Below are 18641 nucleotides of genomic sequence, written 5' to 3' on the forward strand. Positions count from 1 at the left end.
TATTTAACAAAGTGAAGGAAAAAACATCAATTCTACATATGATATAAAAAAATAAAAAAACACAGTGCAAATTATTAGGAAAAGTGGGCGTTGTCCTCTAATATAGAGATAGCAATTTACATTATTTTTGCGTAAAATGGTTTAAAGAGGTGAATTCCGATGGAAATAGTAAAAGATAGTTCTCTTATTCAAAATGAAATCGAACGTTTTGTAAATAAAGATGTATATATTCATTTAGAAACGACAAACGGAGCGTATGCGTCACACTTTAATGAAAAGATGATGACAGTAGGAGCATTCATTCGAAATGCAATTATTCGCTTTGAGCGTGGGAAAATAACTGGAACAAACCCATACCGAGTTGGTTTGAAAATGGATCATGGCTGGGTATATGCAGAAGGCATTACGCACTGGGAAGTAGACGATAAAGAGCGTTTATTACTAGCAGGGCATGATAACCAAGGCCGCTTAGCGGTAGCGCTTGAGCTAAGCTTAACGCCATTTAAGTAAGAAGGAGGGAAACTTATGGAGAGACATGTACTTGTTGTATTTCCGCATCCAGATGATGAAGCATTTGCTGCGGGAGGAACAATTCGCTTATTAACAGATCAAGGAGTACCTGTAACGTACGCATGTGGTACTCTTGGACAAATGGGACGTAACATGGGGAAAAACGTATTCGCTAACCGTGAAACGATTCCAAATATACGTGAAAAAGAATTAAAAGATGCATGTGAAGCGATGGGGATTCAAGATTTAAGAATGCTCGGTTTCCATGATAAAACGTTAGAATTTGAAGATGTTGATTTTGTTGCCGATAAAATCGAAGCGATAATTCAAGAAGTAAATCCATCTCGAATTATTACATTTTATCCAGAACACGGCGTACATCCGGATCATGATGCATTTGGCCGCGCTGTAGTTCGCGCTGTATCACGTATGCCAAAAGAAGAACGTCCAGCCATTCATGCGGTTGCGATTACGAGAAATCGCGAAGTAGTACTCGGTGAACCGGATGTTGTAAATAATATTAGTGAAGTATTTGAACATAAATTAGCTGCACTAGGCGCGCATCGTTCACAAACGGAAGCGATGCTAGAAGAAACGCATGCAAAAATAAAAAACAAAGATGCAGCAACATTAAAATGGCTGCAACTTGAACAGTTTTGGACTTATAAATGGGAGTAGGCTAGAAGGGTACCTTCTAGTAGCTCTTACATAGAAAAAGCGCCGTCACTTGTGATGGCGCTTTTTCTATTAAAGACTATATATTTCTTAGAGCCGTACTTCAAATTTTAAAATTAGCGTGCAGTATAGCCTCCATCAACAAGAAGTGTTGTACCATTAACAAAGCTAGCATCATCACTTGCTAAAAATAAGACAGCTTTGGCTATTTCTTTTGGTGTTCCAAGTCTGCCTTGTGGATGAAGTGAAGCTAAATATTCTTTCTGTTGAGGATTAACACTACCAAGTAAAGGGGTGTCAATATAGCCAGGGCACACCGCATTAATACGTATTCCATATTTAGCGTAGGCAGTACATAAATTTTGAGTTAATAGTTTCACACCACCTTTTGCAGAGGAGTATGCTGTTGGGGTAGGTAATGAAACAAAACTATGAATCGAACCAGCGTTAACGATGACACCGCCTGTACCTTGTTTAAGAAATTGTTCAATCGAATATTTATCAGAAAGGAATACCCCAGACAAGTTAATATCAATGGTTCTTTTCCATTTTTCATAGGACAGTTCGTTTGCCGGTGCATCATCAGCAACGCCGGCATTGGCATACATAATATCTAATTTACCGTATTTACTTACTGTCTCATGGATTAGCTGTTTAATATCTGCTTCTTTTGTTACATCAGTTTTAATAAATAATGTATTATATCCATGTGCATTCAATTCATCTGATAGGCCTTTTCCACGTTCAGAAAAGTCAGCAATAACTACTTTTGCACCTTCTTCAATAAAAAGGCGAACAGTGGATTCACCAATTCCACTTGCACCACCAGTTATGATTGCTACTTTGTCTTTTAATTTCATATAAACCTCTCCATTCATCAATGAATTTAAGTCAAATTTTTTAGTCTGGTTATATCACTATTAACCTTAAATAATAAGTAGATAGAAGAAAAAATTAGAGTTTACTTAATTGTGAGAGTACTAATTTTTTTCTTTATTTACTTTCTTTCTTTCTTTTTTGCACTTAATCCTTTTAGAAATGATATTTAGTAATAGTATATAAGAAGCGTATATTTTGAATTATTTAATAGATTGATATATATTTATATTGATTAAATGATTTTAGTTTGTTAAAAATGGGGAAATCGATATGAAGATTAAATTTGCTGTAATAAAAGATGAAAATTTTGATTTTAGTCTATTAGAAACAAAATTATTGAAAACCTTTAAAGAAGTGGATAGTAAAGCTGATATTGTAAAAGTTGAGGATGAAATTTTTGAAAACAATGCTATTCAAACACATTTAGTGGAAATCAGCATTAATGTTCATGGGAAAAATATCGGATATAGATCTGCTTCAGCTAGTATATTTCTTGTACTAGAGAGTTTATCAATACAGCTAGTTCATATTAATATTAGTATACATTAAGTAGCTAAAAAAGATGATTTTTAAGAAGAGAATACTGACTATATTGAGTTTTAAATGTGAGAATGGTGATTTAAATAATAGTAATTATCGTAGGTGCTACCGCATGTTGGATTGCATCTTGTTTGTTGTTAAAAAAATAAAAAAGGCTTTAAATATGCTACAGGTCTTTATGAAACGGCATATAAAGAGTACTTAGAATACATTATTAAAGTGGAATAATGAGATTTCTTTTTATACCACATATTATCTAAACGAAGACTTATATATAGGAGAATGGAAACGTGTAAGTAATTCAATTAGATTGTACAAATAATTTGGTGTGCGGATATACGGAATGTATTCACAGGTAAGAGGGTTGTCTCATAATATATATATATAGTTTTTTCTATTGAGATGAACAGATGGTGTGAATATATGGAAGATGTTTACGCTAAAATTGACAGTCTCAAGGCGGAGCAAAAAGAAATTATGAGAGACATTCGTAATTTAGAAACGCGTACCACTATTAATGAGAAAGACATAGCAACAATCAATAAGCAATTGGAAAAAATAAGTACAAACATAACTTGGATTTTGCGAATTATTATAAGTGCAATAGTAATGTCAGTTTTGGGGTTGATATTAAAAGGGATGATTTAATCTTGTGAAATAGGACGATATAAAAGAAAGAGGGGAGCTTCCCCTGTCTTTTATGTAAATGAGAAGCTATAAATTTTCCGTTTCTTTTTTATCTGCATATTTTTCCTCTAAGGAAATTAATAGAGGAATTGATATAGTTACAAGAATGATTAAAGTGGTTATAAAAGATTTAGAAAGAGAAAAAGAACCTTCGATTAAAGGTGATAAAAACTTGAATGAAAGTATACTTGTTATTAAGGAAACTACTAAAAAGCTAAAAAGAGACACATTTTTATTTTTGATAGATGTTTCTATAAAATCTTTAAGACAGCTTATGACGACAAATATAGTTAATATAATAAGAGAAATAAAATAATGTGTTAAATTTGTCATACTAATAGTAGAGTCGTCTATTATGTAAGCAAGTAACTTAGATACTAACATACCTCCAAACAATAAAATAATAAAAGCAAGTAATCCTTCTGATATATAAGTGCTGAAATTATCTTTCTTGTTAAATAGTTTATAGTTTAGAGTAGATTGGATTATTTGAATTAGGAATAGGGTAATAATCCACACATAATATACAATTGGTAATTCTCCTGAGAATAGAGAAATTAGGAAGTTTACTATGGTCCTTAAAATTTCAATCATTACAAAAGTCCTCCTGTTTGTAAGCTTTGCGACATTAAAAAATGCTAGTCTATCGTTTGATAATTAGATCCATTAATTCGAACTATTCCTAATTATTCCATAAAAAGGTGATGGTATCAAGTTATCCTTCTAACAAATCCTCCAAGGCTCAACACTAGAAAAAGAAATGTAATATGTAATATAATTGAAAAAGCATATATTAAAATCAATGTTAATATTACCCTCCTATATGTATTAACATGCGTAATTGAGGTGTTTTCTTTGTTGTTGTATGATCGAATTTCTATAATGGCCCCTCCTGTTCCGTAGCTAAGGAAAGTCTATTCATTTCTGAGATTTTCAAAGTTATAGGAGGGTATTAAAAATGAAAAAAGTCTCAGTACCATCACTTTTGTTAATGATCATTCTAGTCGCATTTCCGCAAATTAGTGAAACGATTTACACACCGTCTTTACCTGATATTTCAAAGGCGTTACACGTAAGTAATAATGAGGTGCAGTTAACACTTAGTGTGTATTTTGCTGGATTTGCTTTAGGTGTATTTTTTATTGGGTGGTTATCGGATATAATTGGCCGTCGCCCGGCAATGTTATTTGGAATTGTTGTATATGGCGCTGGGAGTTTCTTATGCTTTATTGCAAATTCCCTTGAAGTTTTATTGCTAAGTCGTTTTATTCAAGCGTTTGGAGCAAGTGCTGGCTCTGTTGTTACACAAACGATTCTTCGTGAAAGTGTAGAAGGACATAAGAGGCATGTTATGTTTGCTCAAATCTCGGCAGTCATTGCTTTTACACCAGCGATAGGACCGTTAATTGGTGGCTTTCTTGATCAGATGTTTGGATTTAAAATCGTATTTTTAAGTTTAGTAGTTATGAGTATCGGGATTTTTCTGTATACGTTTGTTTCTCTTCCCGAAACAAAGGCGGACTCCGTAACGAATAAAATAAATGTGTTTTCAGTCTTGAAGAGGTTAATTACAAATCCGAAAGTAGTAACATATGGGTTATTAATTGGAGGAGCGAATGGTGTTTTATTTAGCTATTATGCAGAAGCGCCGTTTATCTTTATTGAATACTTTCAGTTATCGCCTAGTATGTATGGACTTCTAGGAATTGTTGTTGCTTCCGCTTCTATTATTGGAGCGAAAGTTTCAAAGCGGTTACTTGCTACTTATAAACCAGAGAAAATTATATATATCGGTTGTCTTGTAATGACAGGAGGAGCTATCTTCTTAACTGTTATTAATTCATTTGGATCAAATCCAAACATAATATATATGATTGGATTTTTAGTAGCGATGTTTATATTGCTATTAGGAATTGGGGTAGCATTGCCTAACTGTTTAAGTTTAGCATTAGTAGATTTTCAAGATGTCATTGGTACAGCTGGAGCATTGTTTAGCTTAGGCTACTATGTAATTGTAACGATGACAATTTGGGGAATGAGTCAGCTTCATACGGGCTCGTTAATGGTGATGCCGCTTTATTTTCTGGCTATAGTAGTTATCATGATGGTATTTACTAAAGTGTTTATTTTAGGTAAACAAACTTCAAAAATGATTTAAATATGAAATTGTAAAAGAGTCTCATTTTTTAATGAGACTCTTTTATATTTTATGAACATAACTATAGGTATGAATATGTAATTAATATTAAAATATAACAAAGTTGTATAGTTATAGTTATAGTTATTGGGGAGGGTGAAGATATGTTAATGAATTTAGCATGCGCTCTACTAATCATTTCCGGACTTACAGTAGTTATACGAAAAACTTTCATTGTAAACCACTATCTTTGTAATTTAATGGCATTCTTTTGCGCTTATATGACAACATCTTCCTACGTATTAGAGAAACTTTCGTTAACAAAAACCATATTGATACTATGTTTGTTGCTGATAACTTTTATTCTTATATACTCACATTTCGAGATTAGAGGGCTCGCTTTTAACGATTATACGGTATTTAATCTACCTTCTAGCCGAGTGAATATATTAGTGAAAGACGGGTTAACCGAAGCGAACATAGAATTTACATTGGATAAAAATAATATATATTTATCAGAATCTCCTGTTAAAATTCGAATATTGAATAGACCATTACATACAACTAATATTTTATTTAGAAAATGCCCAGAGGATATAAAGACAAAAATTAAAGGTATTATTAAGGAAAAGATAAAAGCTGAGGAGAAGAGTTTTCCTCTTTCCGGTGTATTGTTGATTGTTTTAAGTGCGGTTATATTTTTCTTAAAGTAGGAGATGGGAAAGAGAATTTTCAGCTGTGATAATGGGATAATTAAGAAAAGTAGAAGTTAGTGACTTTGTAGTTCTACTAATATATTAAATTTCTGCGTGATACGTTAATCGCATGTGTAAGCAATTACAGTACAAACTATAAAGAGTGAAGTATATACAGTATGAAACCGAGGCGGATATTTTCTCCTCGGTTATTTATATTGTAATAACATTCATACCGGAATCATATTGAATAGATGTATTTTATTGTTAATTTAGTTAAAAATTAATCAAACTAATATATAATAATTTACTGAAAAAATAATTGAACTTTTCAGATAAATGAATTAATATGAAGTGAGCAATTTTAAATTTTATAGAAAATAGGAAGATGAGGGGTTTTGGAAATTTTATAAGAGGCAAAATGAGATTTTAGGATAGCTTTAAAGTTAGTCTAAAATGACGTTTGTTTCATCATTTTCAGGGCCAAACAGGAATTAGGGTACACCATCTTACTTTAAATGCGGCTATGAATCATCTAAGAGGGGGAAATGAAGTGGCAAACAAAGAATTGAAACGAGGTTTAGAAGCACGTCATATTCAAATGATTGCTTTAGGCGGAACAATTGGTGTTGGTTTGTTTATGGGGTCAGCCAGCACGATTAAATGGACAGGTCCGTCAGTAATGCTTGCATATGCAATCGCAGGTGTTTTCATCTTCTTCATTATGCGTGCCATGGGAGAAATGTTGTATATGGAGCCAAGCACAGGTTCATTTGCGACATTTGGTCACAAATATATTCATCCGTTAGCTGGTTATATGACAGCGTGGAGTAACTGGTTCCAGTGGGTTATTGTTGGGATGTCAGAGATTATCGCAGTTGGAGCGTATATGAAATATTGGTTCCCGGATTTACCGGCTTGGATACCTGGTATTATCGCGATGGTTATTCTTGGTGCGGCTAACTTAATTTCGGTTAAGTCATTTGGTGAATTTGAATTTTGGTTTGCGATGATTAAAATCGTTACGATTTTATTAATGATTATTGCCGGATTCGGCCTCATTTTCTTCGGAATTGGGAATGGAGGAGAAGCAATCGGCATATCTAATCTTTGGGCAAACGGCGGTTTCTTCACAGGTGGTTTTTCAGGATTCTTCTTTGCATTATCACTTGTAGTTGGGGCGTATCAAGGTGTGGAATTAATCGGGATTACTGCTGGTGAAGCGAAAGATCCGAAGAAGACACTTACTAGAGCAATTCAAAGTACAATTTGGCGTATTTTAATTTTCTATATTGGTGCTATTTTCGTTATTGTAACTGTTTATCCTTGGGATCAATTAAGTTCAATTGGTAGTCCGTTCGTAGCAACTTTTGCGAAAGTTGGTATTACGGCAGCTGCGGGACTTATTAACTTCGTTGTTATTACAGCCGCAATGTCTGGTTGTAACAGTGGTATTTATAGTGCTGGACGTATGCTTTATACACTAGGTGTAAATGGACAAGCACCGAAATACTTTACGAAGATCTCGAATAACGGTGTACCTTTATTCGGTACAGTTGGTGTAATTGTCGGTTTAGCGGTTGGTGTTGTTTTAAGTTATATTGCACCGAAAAACTTATTCGTATATGTATATAGTGCGAGTGTACTTCCAGGTATGGTGCCATGGTTTGTCATTTTAATTAGTCAAATTCGTTTTAGAAAAGAAAAGGGAGCAGAGATGAAAGATCATCCATTCAAAATGCCATTTGCTCCTGTTACAAACTATTTAACAATTGCCTTTTTAATTATGGTATTAATCGGAATGTGGTTTAACGATGATACACGTATTTCACTAATTGTAGGTATTGTTTTCTTAGCTATCGTAACAATTAGTTTCTATGCTTTCGGAATAGGGAAGCGAGCTCCGTTAGACGTTCAAAATGATCAAGAGATTTCAAGTAAATAAAGGTAATAAAAAAGTCCGATTTCTTATTTAGAAATCGGACTTTTTGTTATTAAAATTTCTCTAATACAATCTTCCCAATTGTACGTCCACTCTCAAGCAATGCATGTGCTCTTTTAAGGTTTTCTGCATTTATTGGTGTTAACGTGTCGTTTAAAGTTGTATGAAGGATACCTTCATCTAATAGCTCACTCACTTTATTTAATAGTTCGTGCTGCGTAATCATATCACCAGTTTCATACATCGCTTTTGTGAACATAAACTCCCAAACGAATGTAGCACTTTTACTTTTCAAAATCCCCATTTCAAGAGGGTGCTCATTTTCTACGATAGAGCAAATTTTTCCTTGTGGTTTAATGAGGTCACATATTGCTTGCCAATGTTGATCTGTATTGTTTAAGCAGAAAATATAATCTACATCTTTTAGCCCAAACTCTAATATTTGATCTTTTAAAGGTTGGTGATGGTTAACGATATAATCGGCACCGAATTTTTCGACCCAGTGTATCGTTTCATTGCGGGATGCAGTTGTGATTACATTCAGTCCAGCCCATTTTGCTAATTGAATAGCAATCGAGCCAACACCACCAGCTCCGCCAATAATTAAAATGTTTTTGAATGTATTTGTATCTTTCTTATTATAATCAATTCCTAAACGCTCGAATAAACCTTCCCATGCTGTAATAGCTGTTAAAGGAATTGCTGCAGATTCAGCATCACTTAACGTTTTTGGTTTTTTACCAACGATTCTTTCATCAACTAGATGGTATTCACTGTATGTACCTTGCCTTGTAATGCTTCCAGCGTAAAACACTTCATCGCCTTCTTTAAATAACGTACAACCATCGCCAGTTTGCACGACAACACCACTAGCATCCCAGCCGAGTATTTTTGCTATATCTTCTTTTTTATCTTTCGGAGATCGAACTTTTGTATCAACTGGATTAACGGAAATAGCGTTAATTTTTACAAGTATATCTCTTCCTGTGGCAATAGGTCTTTCAACTTCAATATCAATTAAACTGTTTTCTTCTTCAATAGGTAAGTATTCATGTAAACCAATTGCTTTCATTTCTATTCCCTCCATTAAAGTAAGAGTTTTTCTCTTTTATTATAGTAGGTAAAGTGTCATTATGTAAAAAGTTGAGTCCTTTCCATTTTCTAAAAGGCCTGTTTCAGCCGCATTTAGTACTTTGTAACTGGAGAGGACCAGTCATCGTTTTGATTTTATAAGCGTCGGATGAAAGGTATACTTATTTTTCCAGTGTACCTTGCAATGAACAATACCGAGTGTTATATTATACTTGTAGTTACTTATTATAAAACAGTACTAAATAATAAACAGTAGTAGATGTCAATTAGAATAGGGTGAATGAATATTGAATGTACAATTTAAAAAAGGAGTTTTAGAACTTTGTGTTCTTGTCTTACTTGATCAGCAAGACCGTTATGGGTATGAATTAGTTCGAAGTATTTCCAATCAAATTGAAATATCAGAAGGGTCTGTTTATCCTCTACTTCGTAGATTAACTAAAGAAGAATATTTTACAACGTATTTACAGGAGTCTTCAGAAGGGCCTTCAAGGAAGTATTATACACTGACGGATAAAGGTAGAACGTATTTGTACCAACTTTTGGAGGAATGGAATGAGTTCTCACAAGGTGTCAATCAATTAATAAAAGAAGGTGTACGTAATGACGAAAAATAAATTTTTACAACAATTAAATGCATCTCTAAAAAGATTATCTGAAAAAGAGCGTGCAGATATTTTAAAAGATTATGAAGAACATTTTACTTTCGGATTAGAGGAAGGGAAAAGTGAAGAAGAAATTGTAGCTTCATTAGGTTCTCCAGCTCAAATCGCCAAAGAGTTATTAGCAGATTATCATATTGAGAAAGTAACAACAAGTGCAACAACAGGAAATGTTTTTCGGGCAATTTGGGCAGTAATTGGATTAGGTTTTTTCAATTTGTTAATCGTACTTGGACCTGCAATTACATTAGCGGCATTGATTTTTTCAGGATGGGTTCTAGGTATCTCATTTTTAGGTGCACCATTACTTGTTTTAGTTGATACTATTATACATCCAAATACATTCTTGTTATTTAATCTTTTCGTTTGTTTAGCACTTTGTGGACTTGGATATTTCATTGTTATTGCTATGTTATTTTTGACGAAGCTAGCAAAGAATGGATTTGTTCGTTATTTAAAGTTCAATATAGCACTAGTAAAAGGTGGTTTGAAGCATGATAAATAAAAAAAGTCTTTCAATTATTGCAGGTATTATTTTCATTATTGGTATTATCGGAAGTTTATTCACTTATCGTTTAATTGCTGCAGTACCAATTTCAGAAGAAAAGGTCATTAATAATAATGTGTCAAGCGTCATTATCGATACGAATAACGTTCGTGTTAACATCAATCCTACAACAGATAGTAACATTAAAGTAAAATTAGATGGCGAAGTTAATCCTAACATAAAAAGAACATTAGCTACGGATGAGAAAGATTCGACGCTTCTTATTTCTTACGAAGAAAAACAACAGAGCTGGTTCAATTTTAATATTTCTGAAGTATTGGCGCCATTAACATTAAATGTGTATCTACCCGAAAAACAATATGATTCATTAAAAGTTTCTAATAGTAATGGTTTCGTTTCTATAAAAAAATTAAACACAACGCATTTGAATGCAAATACAAACAATGGACGTGTTGGATTAAGAGAAATCAATTCGCCAAAAATTATCGCGGAAACAAACAATGGAATTATGGATTTCAAAGATATATTGGCACAAAATATTCATGTGAAATCGAGCAACGGACGAATAATGCTAGACCATGTTGAAGGTGAAATAGAGGGGCAAACTAAAAATGGAAGTCTTACTCTGAAAACGAATGAACTGGATCGAAATCTCAATTTTACGGCTCACAATGGAAAAATTAATATTGAAACCGAAAAAGAACCAATTAATGTGCAATTTAATGTTTCTGTCGACAATGGCAACGCGAATATCCTGGATAAATATAACGGGAATACGGTTATTGGAAAGGGAGAAAATGTAATTAAATTAAACACACATAACGGAAATATTACAGTAAAAAAACAATAGCATATTATCTTTTATAAACTCAGCTCGCCACACATAAAGAGCAATAATAAATAAGAAAAATAACCGACTCCTTTTCTCAACATGTAGGTAGTCGGTTATTTTATATGTAACATTCGTTTAAGTGTGTATCCTTTCCATTCGTATACTAGCGTTTGTTTCTGTATTGCTTAAAGTACTTTCTTACTTCGAACTTTATTTCAGAATACAAACAGTTGTTTTATTACTCTCGATTTTTAGGAGGTAACGAATAGTAATTAACGATGTAAGGAGAATTTGTGAATGACTCAAAAATAATAGCTGAAACAATGAAAAGTGAGAAGGAGTTTATTTCTAACAAGAGGAATTCTTTACTGTATTGTTTTATTCAAAACTAAATGTAAAGGTGGATACATAATGACGGTAAAGAAGCTTTATTTCGTACCAGCTGGTCGTTGTATGCTGGATCATTCGTCTGTTAATAGTACGCTCACTCCGGGGGATTTATTGAGCTTACCTGTATGGTGTTATCTTTTGGAGACAGAAGAGGGGCCTATTTTAGTAGATACAGGCATGCCAGAAAGTGCGGTTAATAATGAAGGCCTTTTTAACGGTACATTTGTTGAAGGGCAGATTTTACCGAAAATGACTGAAGAAGATAGAATCGTAAATATTTTAAAGCGTGCAGGGTATGAGCCAGAAGACCTTCTGTATATTATTAGTTCTCACTTACATTTTGATCATGCAGGAGGAAATGGTGCTTTTACAAATACACCGATTATTGTGCAGCGAGCTGAATATGAGGCGGCACAACATAGTGAAGAATATATGAAAGAATGTGTATTGCCGAATTTGGAATACAAGATCATTGAAGGGGATTATGAAGTCGTACCAGGAGTTCAATTATTGTATACACCAGGACATACTCCGGGGCATCAGTCACTATTCATTGAGACAGAGAACTCTGGCCCAGTGTTATTAACGATCGATGCATCGTATACGAAAGAAAATTTTGAAGATGAAGTGCCGTTCGCAGGATTTGATCCAGAATTAGCTTTATCTTCAATTAAACGTTTAAAAGAAGTTGTTAGGAAAGAGAACCCAATTGTTTTCTTTGGACATGATATAGAGCAGGAAAAGAGCTGTAAAGTGTTCCCTGAATATATATAAAAGAGAAAGTCATGAGCTAATGTGCCCATGACTTTCTTTTTTATATAATTTTTTTAAATAAATTATATACTTTTTTTGAATTGGCTTCATTTAATTGATAATAAGTAAGATCTAAGTCATCAAGATTGTTTTGATGGGCAATCATAATTTCACTACTGTTGTTATCTACTATCCAAAGTAAATATTGTTTATAAGTTCCATCTTGGAAAGTAATCCACATGTTACAATCTACTAAATCAGAACCTTCTTCATCTAGCGTTAAATCGCCTTTTTTTGCTGTATCCATACTGTTAATGAATGTTTTTAATTCATCTGTTTTTGTAAGGAAGATAGATTTTTTTGTCTTAAGCGACTCTACATGTATATCTTTTATTTCCTGTTTTCCTAAAAAAACAGGAGGTGCATTTGGGTCTCTTTGAGTTGAAATAATAGTAGCTTTTTTCTTTGGTTTACTTGCTGTATAGAGATCTTGAATAGATTTTCCAGAGTTTAAAAACCATACGGTTCCAAAAATAATCAATGCGCTACCTAGCAGTAAAATGATTTTCTTAATAGAATATTCTCCTCTCTATTACTTCATGTGAAGAGCTTTTCTACTAATATATGATAGGTAAGCGTAAAGTATTATAGTTGAACGTGATTATGCTTCACGGTTTTTATAGGGCGATCAATGAGTAAATTGTAAGTGAGCCCTGTTAATACGAGAATTCCACCGATAATTTTTCCGGTTGATAGTTCGTGTGACAGGAAGAAATCGATGATAGTCCCCGTAAACAATTGTCCGATAAAGATGAGTAACGTTAAATAAAATGCTGATATTTTAGGAGTAATATAGTTTGATAATGAGATGACGATAACGCCTACTAATCCGCCTAAGTATACAGCGATAGGTATGGATTGTAACGTATGACTAGAAATATACAACGAATCTGAACTGAAAATTAAAAATAACATGGAGAAAAATAATCCAGTAATATAATTGAAAAATGTGCCTTCCCAATTTCCAATTTCCTTTGCTAAATTCGCGTTAATAATTCTAGCAACAACGATAGAAACACCAGCTAAAATAGCGATACAAATATATAACATTTTCTTACCTCCATTAATAAATTGTCATGACTATAATTCCAGAAGAGATGAATACTAATCCAATTAATTTTTTCTTATCAAACTTCGAAACTTTCATTCCTAATAAACCGAAATGATCAATAACTATGGAAGCGATGGATTGACCAAGTAAGCTTAATGCAATCGTAATAGAGGCACCAAGAGCAGAGAAACTTATATTATTAAAAAGAACAGTGAATACTCCAATTGCTCCAGCGCTATATAAAAAAAGTGGAATACCTTTATCAAAATGGAGTTTATTTTTGTTAAGGATTAAAACGAAAATAACTGCAATTAAACCGACAAGGTGAATGACAACGCTCGCTGTGTACTTGCCAATTAACTCAGATAATATCCCATTCAATGGGAGCATAATGGCAATAAGCACACCAATAAAGACAGAAAGAAAGTTATACAATGTAATATCCCCTTTTTATATTTCATATTTGTAATGACTGTATCATGCTGAAATTGTGTATTACTATGACATATGTCATAGTGAAAGAAGAAAATTTTGTTTACAATTGGGATGAGTTGTAAAGGTGGGGGACTATGAAGAAAGTATGTAATTCTAATAAATTAGCAGAGTATATGAAACAAAATAATATTGATTCATTTTTTAGTAGTGATATGAAACCATATATGGAACTTATATTTTTTAAAAAGAATGAGTTCATTTGCAGAGAAAACGAAGAGATAGATTATTTATATTTCTTTGTTGAAGGAAAAGCGAAAGCGTTTAACACATTAAGTAACGGGAAATCGGTATTATTATGTTTTTATGATAGTTTGCAGTTGCTAGGAGATGTAGAGTTAATTCACTCTCAAAAGACTGCTTCAAACGTACAAGTGATGGCAGATTCGTATTGTGTTGGGCTACCTTTAGGGAAAGTGAGAAACCAATTATTTCATGATGCGAAATTTTTGAGATGTATTTGCGGTTCTTTAGCCCATAAATTAAATCGACTTTCAAAAAATAGTACAATTAATTTACTGTATCCACTTGAAAATCGACTTGCGAGTTACATGTTAGCAGCAGGGGAACGGGCGGTTCAGCACGGAAATAGAATTGTGTTTAGTGGGAATTTAACGGAAATAGCTGAATTGTTAGGGACGAGTTATCGTCATTTATTACGTACATTAAATGTTTTTTGTGATAAAGAAATTATAAAGAAAAGCAATGGTTGTTTTGAAGTGATGAATGTAGATGTTTTGCGGGAATTGGCGGCGGATGTTTATAAATAGGAGGGTATTATAAATGATTACACCTATATTTAGAATTTTTGATATTGAAAAGGCTCAGTTATTTTACTTGAATTTTTTAGGGTTTAAACTGGATTGGGAACATCGGTATGAGGAAAATATGCCATTATATATGCAAATTTCGTTAAATGATACTGTAATACATCTTTCTGAACATCATGGGGATGCTTCACCAGGCGGTGCAATTCGTGTGAAAATAGAGGATTTAAAAAGTTATTATGCTATTTTATCAAGTAAAGATTATGCGTATTCAAAACCTGATATAGAGAGAACACCTTGGGATACAATTGAATTAACTGTGATTGATCCGTTCTCAAATAGAATTACATTTTATGAGGAAAGGGTTTAGAAATTGAGGTGTTATAAATAATTTATCAAAGTAGGGGTTACAATGAAGAGAAAAATAGCGATGATTTCAGATATTCATGGGAATAGTCACGCTTTAAAGGCGGTATTAAAAGATATTCGAAATGATAATAAATTTAGGTGATAGTGTGTATGGGCCGTTAGATCCTTTGGGGACAATTGAAATATTAATGAGTAACGAGCTGATACATATTAAGGGGAGTTTACTTTATAGTGAACTGCTCTTTTTTATTTTGGATAGATATTGAATTATAAAAAAATAAAATGTTATGATTATGGAAACGTATGAACATATGAACATGTATTCATGTATTTGTGATAAGGAGGAATTGGAATGAAAGATATAATTATCGTTGGAGCTGGTCAAGCTGGATTAACAATGGGATACTACTTGAAGCAGGAAGTATATAGTTTCTTATTACTTGAGGCGGGAAACCGAATTGGCGATTCTTGGAGAGACCGCTATGATTCTTTGCAGCTCTTCACACCAAGGGAATATAGTAGTTTACCAGGTATGATATTAAAAGGAGAAGGGAGTGGATTTCCATGTAAAGATGAAATTGCAATTTATTTAGAAGAATATGCAAGGTATTTTCAATTGCCGGTACAATTACAGACTCAAGTTTTAAAAATAAGAAAAGAGAAAGAAATATTTGAATTACACACTCCTACAGAAATTTTACAATCGAAAAAAGTTATTATCGCATCAGGTGGTTTTCAGCAACCATTCATCCCCTCATTTTCACAACATCTTTCATCACATATTTTTCAAATACATTCATCACAATATAAATCACCATTACAAATTCCAAAGGGAAAAGTACTTGTAGTAGGTGGTGGGAATTCAGGCATGCAAATAGCAGTAGAACTTGCAAAAACTCATGAAATTACAATGGCTATAAGTCATCCGTTAACCTTTTTACCGTTATATCTTTTTAGAAAAAGCATTTTTAATTGGTTAGAAAAAATGGGTTTATTGTATGCCGAAATACATACAAAGAGAGGAAGGTGGTTTCAGAAGCGAAAGGATCCCATTTTTGGTTTTGAAGGTAAGGAACTTATTCGTAGTGGAGCAATAAAACTACAGGGAAAAGTGGTAAGTGCATCAGGAAATAATATTATGTTTCAGAATGGTGGCACGTATAGTGCACAAAGTATTATATGGTCAACTGGTTTTGTTCAAGATTATAAATGGATTGAAATAGAAAAGGCAGTGAATATGAATGGATTTCCTAATCATACAAAGGGAATGAGTCCAGTAAGAGGATTGTATTATATTGGGCTGCCGTGGCAATCTCAAAGGGGTTCTGCGCTTATTTGTGGTGTAGGAAAGGATGCGGTGTATTTGCTTTCTGAAATCAAAAAATAGATCAGTAGCAACAGCTACTGATCATCCATATGTACATGAATTAGGAGAGGTCAAACATTTCAAACGTTTATTAGCTTTAGTATAATAGATTTTCATGAAATAAAAAACTGAAAATTATAATTTTTTGTTGAGAAAGTTTTTTGTATCGAAATATATAAAAAAACGGGGATTTCTATTGAAAGAAAATATGATATTTATATTTTAGTAAATTATGATATAGTCTATATAAGAATATTTTCCTTAAATTAGGTTTTTTGTATAGTAATTACATTCGCAGTTGGAAAGGGGAAAAAATTGTGAAGTTTGATGATCAACGTCTACTAGGAATACGATTAGGTTCTGTACTCATAACAGAAGAAAATCAATATTTAGTAATTAAGAAGAAAGATCATTATGCACTATTAAACATACATAATTTAGAATGCACACATGTCGAAGTGCAGTTAGAGCATATTGAAGAACTGCTGCATGAAGATTTCCAAGAAAGTATAACGGAAATTATCGCACCAGAACATATTAAAATTGTGGTGAAAAATGTTATATAAAGAAAGAAGCTGGGAGAATCAGCTTCTTTCTTTGTTTTATTTCGTTAATTATAAGGATAACATTTTTAAAATCTCACCAATAATCCCATCCTTTTGATGAACACCTAAATCCGAGTTCGTCATAATAACAGCGCCATTACCTCGGTGTGGATTACATATCATCATACATTGAAATCCAACACCCCAGCCAAGTGAATGAATTTGTAAGTCTTCATTAGAATACTCTAGAAAAACACCTAACCCAGTCCATTTGGTGCATCCTTGAGGAGAAATCATATCTTGTACTGTTTTTTGAGAAAGTTCCAGTTTGCTATTTCCCTGTAAGGACTGAATGATTTCAATAATTAAAGTTGATAAGTCAGTTGGTGTTGTCCAAATGCCTGAAGCAGCTGCGAATGGATAAAATGGATACTTCTCATTTGTAACGGTGCCATCTTTATTATGTCCACAAGCAAATGTATCTAATTTATTTATATCTTCAGTAGGGAATACCGTACTATTCTTCAGTTGAAGTGGTTGAAAGATATATTCTTCAAGTAAAAGGTTGAATGATTTTCCAGTAATATCTTCAAGTAGTTGTTCGATAATACAAAAATTTGCGTCAGAGTAGTGGAATTGGCTTTCTGGTGCATAAGTTACTTCTATAGGTACTGGGCAATATAATGTTTTACCAGCAAGAAGTTCAGGGATTTTAGGTATTCCTTGCACTAGCTTATAATGTTCAAAACTATTGGGGGGATCAATGATTCCAGATTGGTGACTTAATAAGTTTCGCAGCGTGACTTTTTTCTGTGAAGTAAATAAATTGGTAGGGATGTTCCAAGATGTGAGTCTATCATTTACGTCTTCATCTAAATATACGATTCCTTGATCTGATAACGTTAGTCCAAGCATTGAAGTGATGAATTTGCTAATAGAACAAGAATTGAATATGGAATTCGTAGTGACAGTTCTAGTTGTTCCAGATTCAAGTGTTCCGAAAGCAGTAGCTTCATCAAGTTTACCGTCACGTATAATGGCAAAGCTTAACCCTGCAATAGAATATTGGTTCATTTTCTCATATATATTGTTACTTTTTAAGTTCATAGTGACTCCTTTCTTTTAAAAACAGAATATTAACTTTATTATACAGTAGTAAATAGAGAGAAAAGGAAAACACTTCATTTTTTATCGATGAAGTGTTTTCATAGTTTAAGTTAATTCGAAGTAAATGCTTTAAAAAATTTATCTCTGTACATGTACATAAGCCATGAGGCTGTTATAAAGGAAATAAAGATTTGTTTGTTTTTAATTGGTGCATTGAAAATAAGCCAACCAACTATATCAAATAACAAATGTAGTGCAATTGAAAGAACTACAAATTGTAGTAACGTCTTAAAAAATCTTTTCATAAAGTGTCCCCCTAAAATAAAAGGTTTTATCCCGCATTAACGGGCAGTAAAACTCCCACCTCAAAATTCAACTGGGGCAAAGAAGTTAGGTGGGAGTCGGGCTGCCCGTAAACGCCCGATTGGTGAAGACTAATAATCAGTGGGGGACGAACAAAACCCCCACTGATTAAAGTTTCATTTTATCAACAATGTTGTATATTACTATTATACATTAAATGTGTCTTGTGGTAAAATTTACATAAGTTACTTAAATAAAACAATGCTAGTGAGGAGGAAC

At 33.1% G+C, this 18641-nt stretch carries 23 protein-coding genes and 1 pseudogene; 16 read left to right on the forward strand and 8 right to left on the reverse strand.

Annotated elements, in window-relative coordinates:
• Window positions 1-159 precede the first annotated feature (159 nt).
• Both JFU54_RS14715 and bshB2 read left to right on the forward strand, forming a co-directional pair.
• Complete coding sequence (locus tag JFU54_RS14715) at window positions 160-510, forward strand: YojF family protein (protein ID WP_000407039.1); 351 nt, start codon at window positions 160-162, stop codon at window positions 508-510.
• 15 nt (window positions 511-525) lie between these two features.
• Window positions 526-1188 carry a bacillithiol biosynthesis deacetylase BshB2 gene (gene bshB2, locus JFU54_RS14720; protein ID WP_201064975.1) on the forward strand — a complete coding sequence of 221 codons (663 nt, stop codon included), beginning with the start codon at window positions 526-528 and terminating at the stop codon, window positions 1186-1188.
• Window positions 1189-1301: 113 nt separating this feature from the next.
• Here the strand turns inward: bshB2 and JFU54_RS14725 are convergent, their stop codons facing one another.
• On the reverse strand, window positions 1302-2045 hold the full coding sequence (locus tag JFU54_RS14725; RefSeq protein ID WP_002087632.1) for an SDR family NAD(P)-dependent oxidoreductase: 744 nt from the start codon (window positions 2043-2045) through the stop codon (window positions 1302-1304).
• Window positions 2046-2334: 289 nt separating this feature from the next.
• On the opposite strand from JFU54_RS14725, the gene JFU54_RS14730 reads away from it, so the two are divergent.
• Together JFU54_RS14730 and JFU54_RS14735 are read left to right on the forward strand one after the other, a co-directional pair.
• Window positions 2335-2613 (forward strand): hypothetical protein, encoded by a 279-nt coding sequence (locus JFU54_RS14730; protein WP_002087631.1) that lies wholly within the window; start codon window positions 2335-2337, stop codon window positions 2611-2613.
• A 414-nt stretch (window positions 2614-3027) separates the two neighbouring features.
• On the forward strand, window positions 3028-3252 hold the full coding sequence (locus tag JFU54_RS14735; RefSeq protein WP_002066432.1) for a hemolysin XhlA family protein: 225 nt from the start codon (window positions 3028-3030) through the stop codon (window positions 3250-3252).
• Between the two features lie 66 nt (window positions 3253-3318).
• On the opposite strand, the gene JFU54_RS14740 is transcribed toward JFU54_RS14735, so the two are convergent.
• Complete coding sequence (locus JFU54_RS14740) at window positions 3319-3885, reverse strand: DUF5823 family protein (protein ID WP_002087629.1); 567 nt, start codon at window positions 3883-3885, stop codon at window positions 3319-3321.
• 364 nt (window positions 3886-4249) lie between these two features.
• Here JFU54_RS14740 and JFU54_RS14745 point away from each other — a divergent pair, with 364 nt between their 5' ends.
• The 3 genes from JFU54_RS14745 to JFU54_RS14755 all read left to right on the forward strand — a co-directional run bounded on the left by JFU54_RS14745 (window position 4250) and on the right by JFU54_RS14755 (window position 8068).
• Window positions 4250-5449: a multidrug effflux MFS transporter gene (locus JFU54_RS14745; RefSeq protein WP_201064978.1), complete on the forward strand. Its 1200-nt coding sequence runs from the start codon at window positions 4250-4252 to the stop codon at window positions 5447-5449.
• Window positions 5450-5592: 143 nt separating this feature from the next.
• A complete protein-coding gene (locus JFU54_RS14750; RefSeq protein WP_088039886.1) occupies window positions 5593-6141 on the forward strand; it encodes a hypothetical protein in 549 nt (182 codons plus the stop codon).
• A gap of 535 nt (window positions 6142-6676) precedes the next feature.
• Window positions 6677-8068, forward strand: a complete 1392-nt coding sequence (locus JFU54_RS14755) for an amino acid permease (RefSeq protein WP_016100922.1) — start codon at window positions 6677-6679, stop codon at window positions 8066-8068.
• Window positions 8069-8117: 49 nt separating this feature from the next.
• On the opposite strand, the gene JFU54_RS14760 is transcribed toward JFU54_RS14755, so the two are convergent.
• On the reverse strand, window positions 8118-9137 hold the full coding sequence (locus JFU54_RS14760) for a zinc-binding alcohol dehydrogenase family protein (RefSeq protein WP_088039884.1): 1020 nt from the start codon (window positions 9135-9137) through the stop codon (window positions 8118-8120).
• Between the two features lie 307 nt (window positions 9138-9444).
• Between JFU54_RS14760 and JFU54_RS14765 the strand changes: the two genes are divergently transcribed.
• The 4 genes from JFU54_RS14765 to aiiA all read left to right on the forward strand — a co-directional run bounded on the left by JFU54_RS14765 (window position 9445) and on the right by aiiA (window position 12323).
• Window positions 9445-9774, forward strand: coding sequence for a PadR family transcriptional regulator (locus JFU54_RS14765; protein WP_016100924.1), 330 nt, complete (start codon window positions 9445-9447; stop codon window positions 9772-9774).
• Window positions 9761-10324, forward strand: a complete 564-nt coding sequence (locus JFU54_RS14770) for an HAAS signaling domain-containing protein (RefSeq protein ID WP_016100925.1) — start codon at window positions 9761-9763, stop codon at window positions 10322-10324. Before JFU54_RS14765 ends, JFU54_RS14770 begins: the two co-directional genes overlap by 14 nt.
• Window positions 10314-11177, forward strand: a complete 864-nt coding sequence (locus tag JFU54_RS14775; RefSeq protein WP_201064981.1) for a DUF4097 family beta strand repeat-containing protein — start codon at window positions 10314-10316, stop codon at window positions 11175-11177. Before JFU54_RS14770 ends, JFU54_RS14775 begins: the two co-directional genes overlap by 11 nt.
• Before the next feature lie 393 nt (window positions 11178-11570).
• Window positions 11571-12323 carry a quorum-quenching N-acyl homoserine lactonase AiiA gene (gene aiiA, locus JFU54_RS14780; RefSeq protein ID WP_201064983.1) on the forward strand — a complete coding sequence of 251 codons (753 nt, stop codon included), beginning with the start codon at window positions 11571-11573 and terminating at the stop codon, window positions 12321-12323.
• Window positions 12324-12363: 40 nt separating this feature from the next.
• On the opposite strand, the gene JFU54_RS14785 is transcribed toward aiiA, so the two are convergent.
• The 3 genes from JFU54_RS14785 to JFU54_RS14795 form a co-directional block, all read right to left on the reverse strand.
• The gene (locus JFU54_RS14785) at window positions 12364-12843 is read right to left on the reverse strand and encodes a YhfM domain-containing protein (protein WP_061689261.1); all 480 of its coding nucleotides are present in this window, start codon (window positions 12841-12843) and stop codon (window positions 12364-12366) included.
• Window positions 12844-12947: 104 nt separating this feature from the next.
• Complete coding sequence (locus JFU54_RS14790; protein ID WP_012261337.1) at window positions 12948-13412, reverse strand: DMT family transporter; 465 nt, start codon at window positions 13410-13412, stop codon at window positions 12948-12950.
• 13 nt (window positions 13413-13425) lie between these two features.
• Window positions 13426-13848 carry a DMT family transporter gene (locus tag JFU54_RS14795; protein WP_061689262.1) on the reverse strand — a complete coding sequence of 141 codons (423 nt, stop codon included), beginning with the start codon at window positions 13846-13848 and terminating at the stop codon, window positions 13426-13428.
• Between the two features lie 134 nt (window positions 13849-13982).
• On the opposite strand from JFU54_RS14795, the gene yeiL reads away from it, so the two are divergent.
• From yeiL to JFU54_RS14815, 5 genes and pseudogenes are all read left to right on the forward strand, one after another.
• Complete coding sequence (gene yeiL / locus JFU54_RS14800) at window positions 13983-14675, forward strand: transcriptional regulator YeiL (RefSeq protein WP_002165330.1); 693 nt, start codon at window positions 13983-13985, stop codon at window positions 14673-14675.
• 13 nt (window positions 14676-14688) lie between these two features.
• A complete protein-coding gene (locus JFU54_RS14805) occupies window positions 14689-15042 on the forward strand; it encodes a glyoxalase superfamily protein (RefSeq protein ID WP_002014124.1) in 354 nt (117 codons plus the stop codon).
• Window positions 15043-15084: 42 nt separating this feature from the next.
• Window positions 15085-15262: pseudogene (locus JFU54_RS30215) on the forward strand (metallophosphoesterase family protein); the annotation flags it as partial.
• A 131-nt stretch (window positions 15263-15393) separates the two neighbouring features.
• Complete coding sequence (locus JFU54_RS14810) at window positions 15394-16428, forward strand: flavin-containing monooxygenase (RefSeq protein ID WP_201064985.1); 1035 nt, start codon at window positions 15394-15396, stop codon at window positions 16426-16428.
• Window positions 16429-16724: 296 nt separating this feature from the next.
• Window positions 16725-16973, forward strand: a complete 249-nt coding sequence (locus tag JFU54_RS14815; RefSeq protein ID WP_002087603.1) for a hypothetical protein — start codon at window positions 16725-16727, stop codon at window positions 16971-16973.
• 48 nt (window positions 16974-17021) lie between these two features.
• On the opposite strand, the gene JFU54_RS14820 is transcribed toward JFU54_RS14815, so the two are convergent.
• Together JFU54_RS14820 and JFU54_RS14825 are read right to left on the reverse strand one after the other, a co-directional pair.
• Entirely contained in the window at window positions 17022-18059 is a 1038-nt protein-coding gene (locus JFU54_RS14820; protein ID WP_201064987.1) for a serine hydrolase domain-containing protein, read from the reverse strand.
• A 110-nt stretch (window positions 18060-18169) separates the two neighbouring features.
• Window positions 18170-18364: a hypothetical protein gene (locus JFU54_RS14825; RefSeq protein WP_063218578.1), complete on the reverse strand. Its 195-nt coding sequence runs from the start codon at window positions 18362-18364 to the stop codon at window positions 18170-18172.
• Window positions 18365-18641: the final 277 nt, after the last annotated feature.

It is taken from the genome of Bacillus sp. TH19, assembly GCF_016651075.1.
Lineage (GTDB): Bacteria > Bacillota > Bacilli > Bacillales > Bacillaceae_G > Bacillus_A > Bacillus_A mycoides.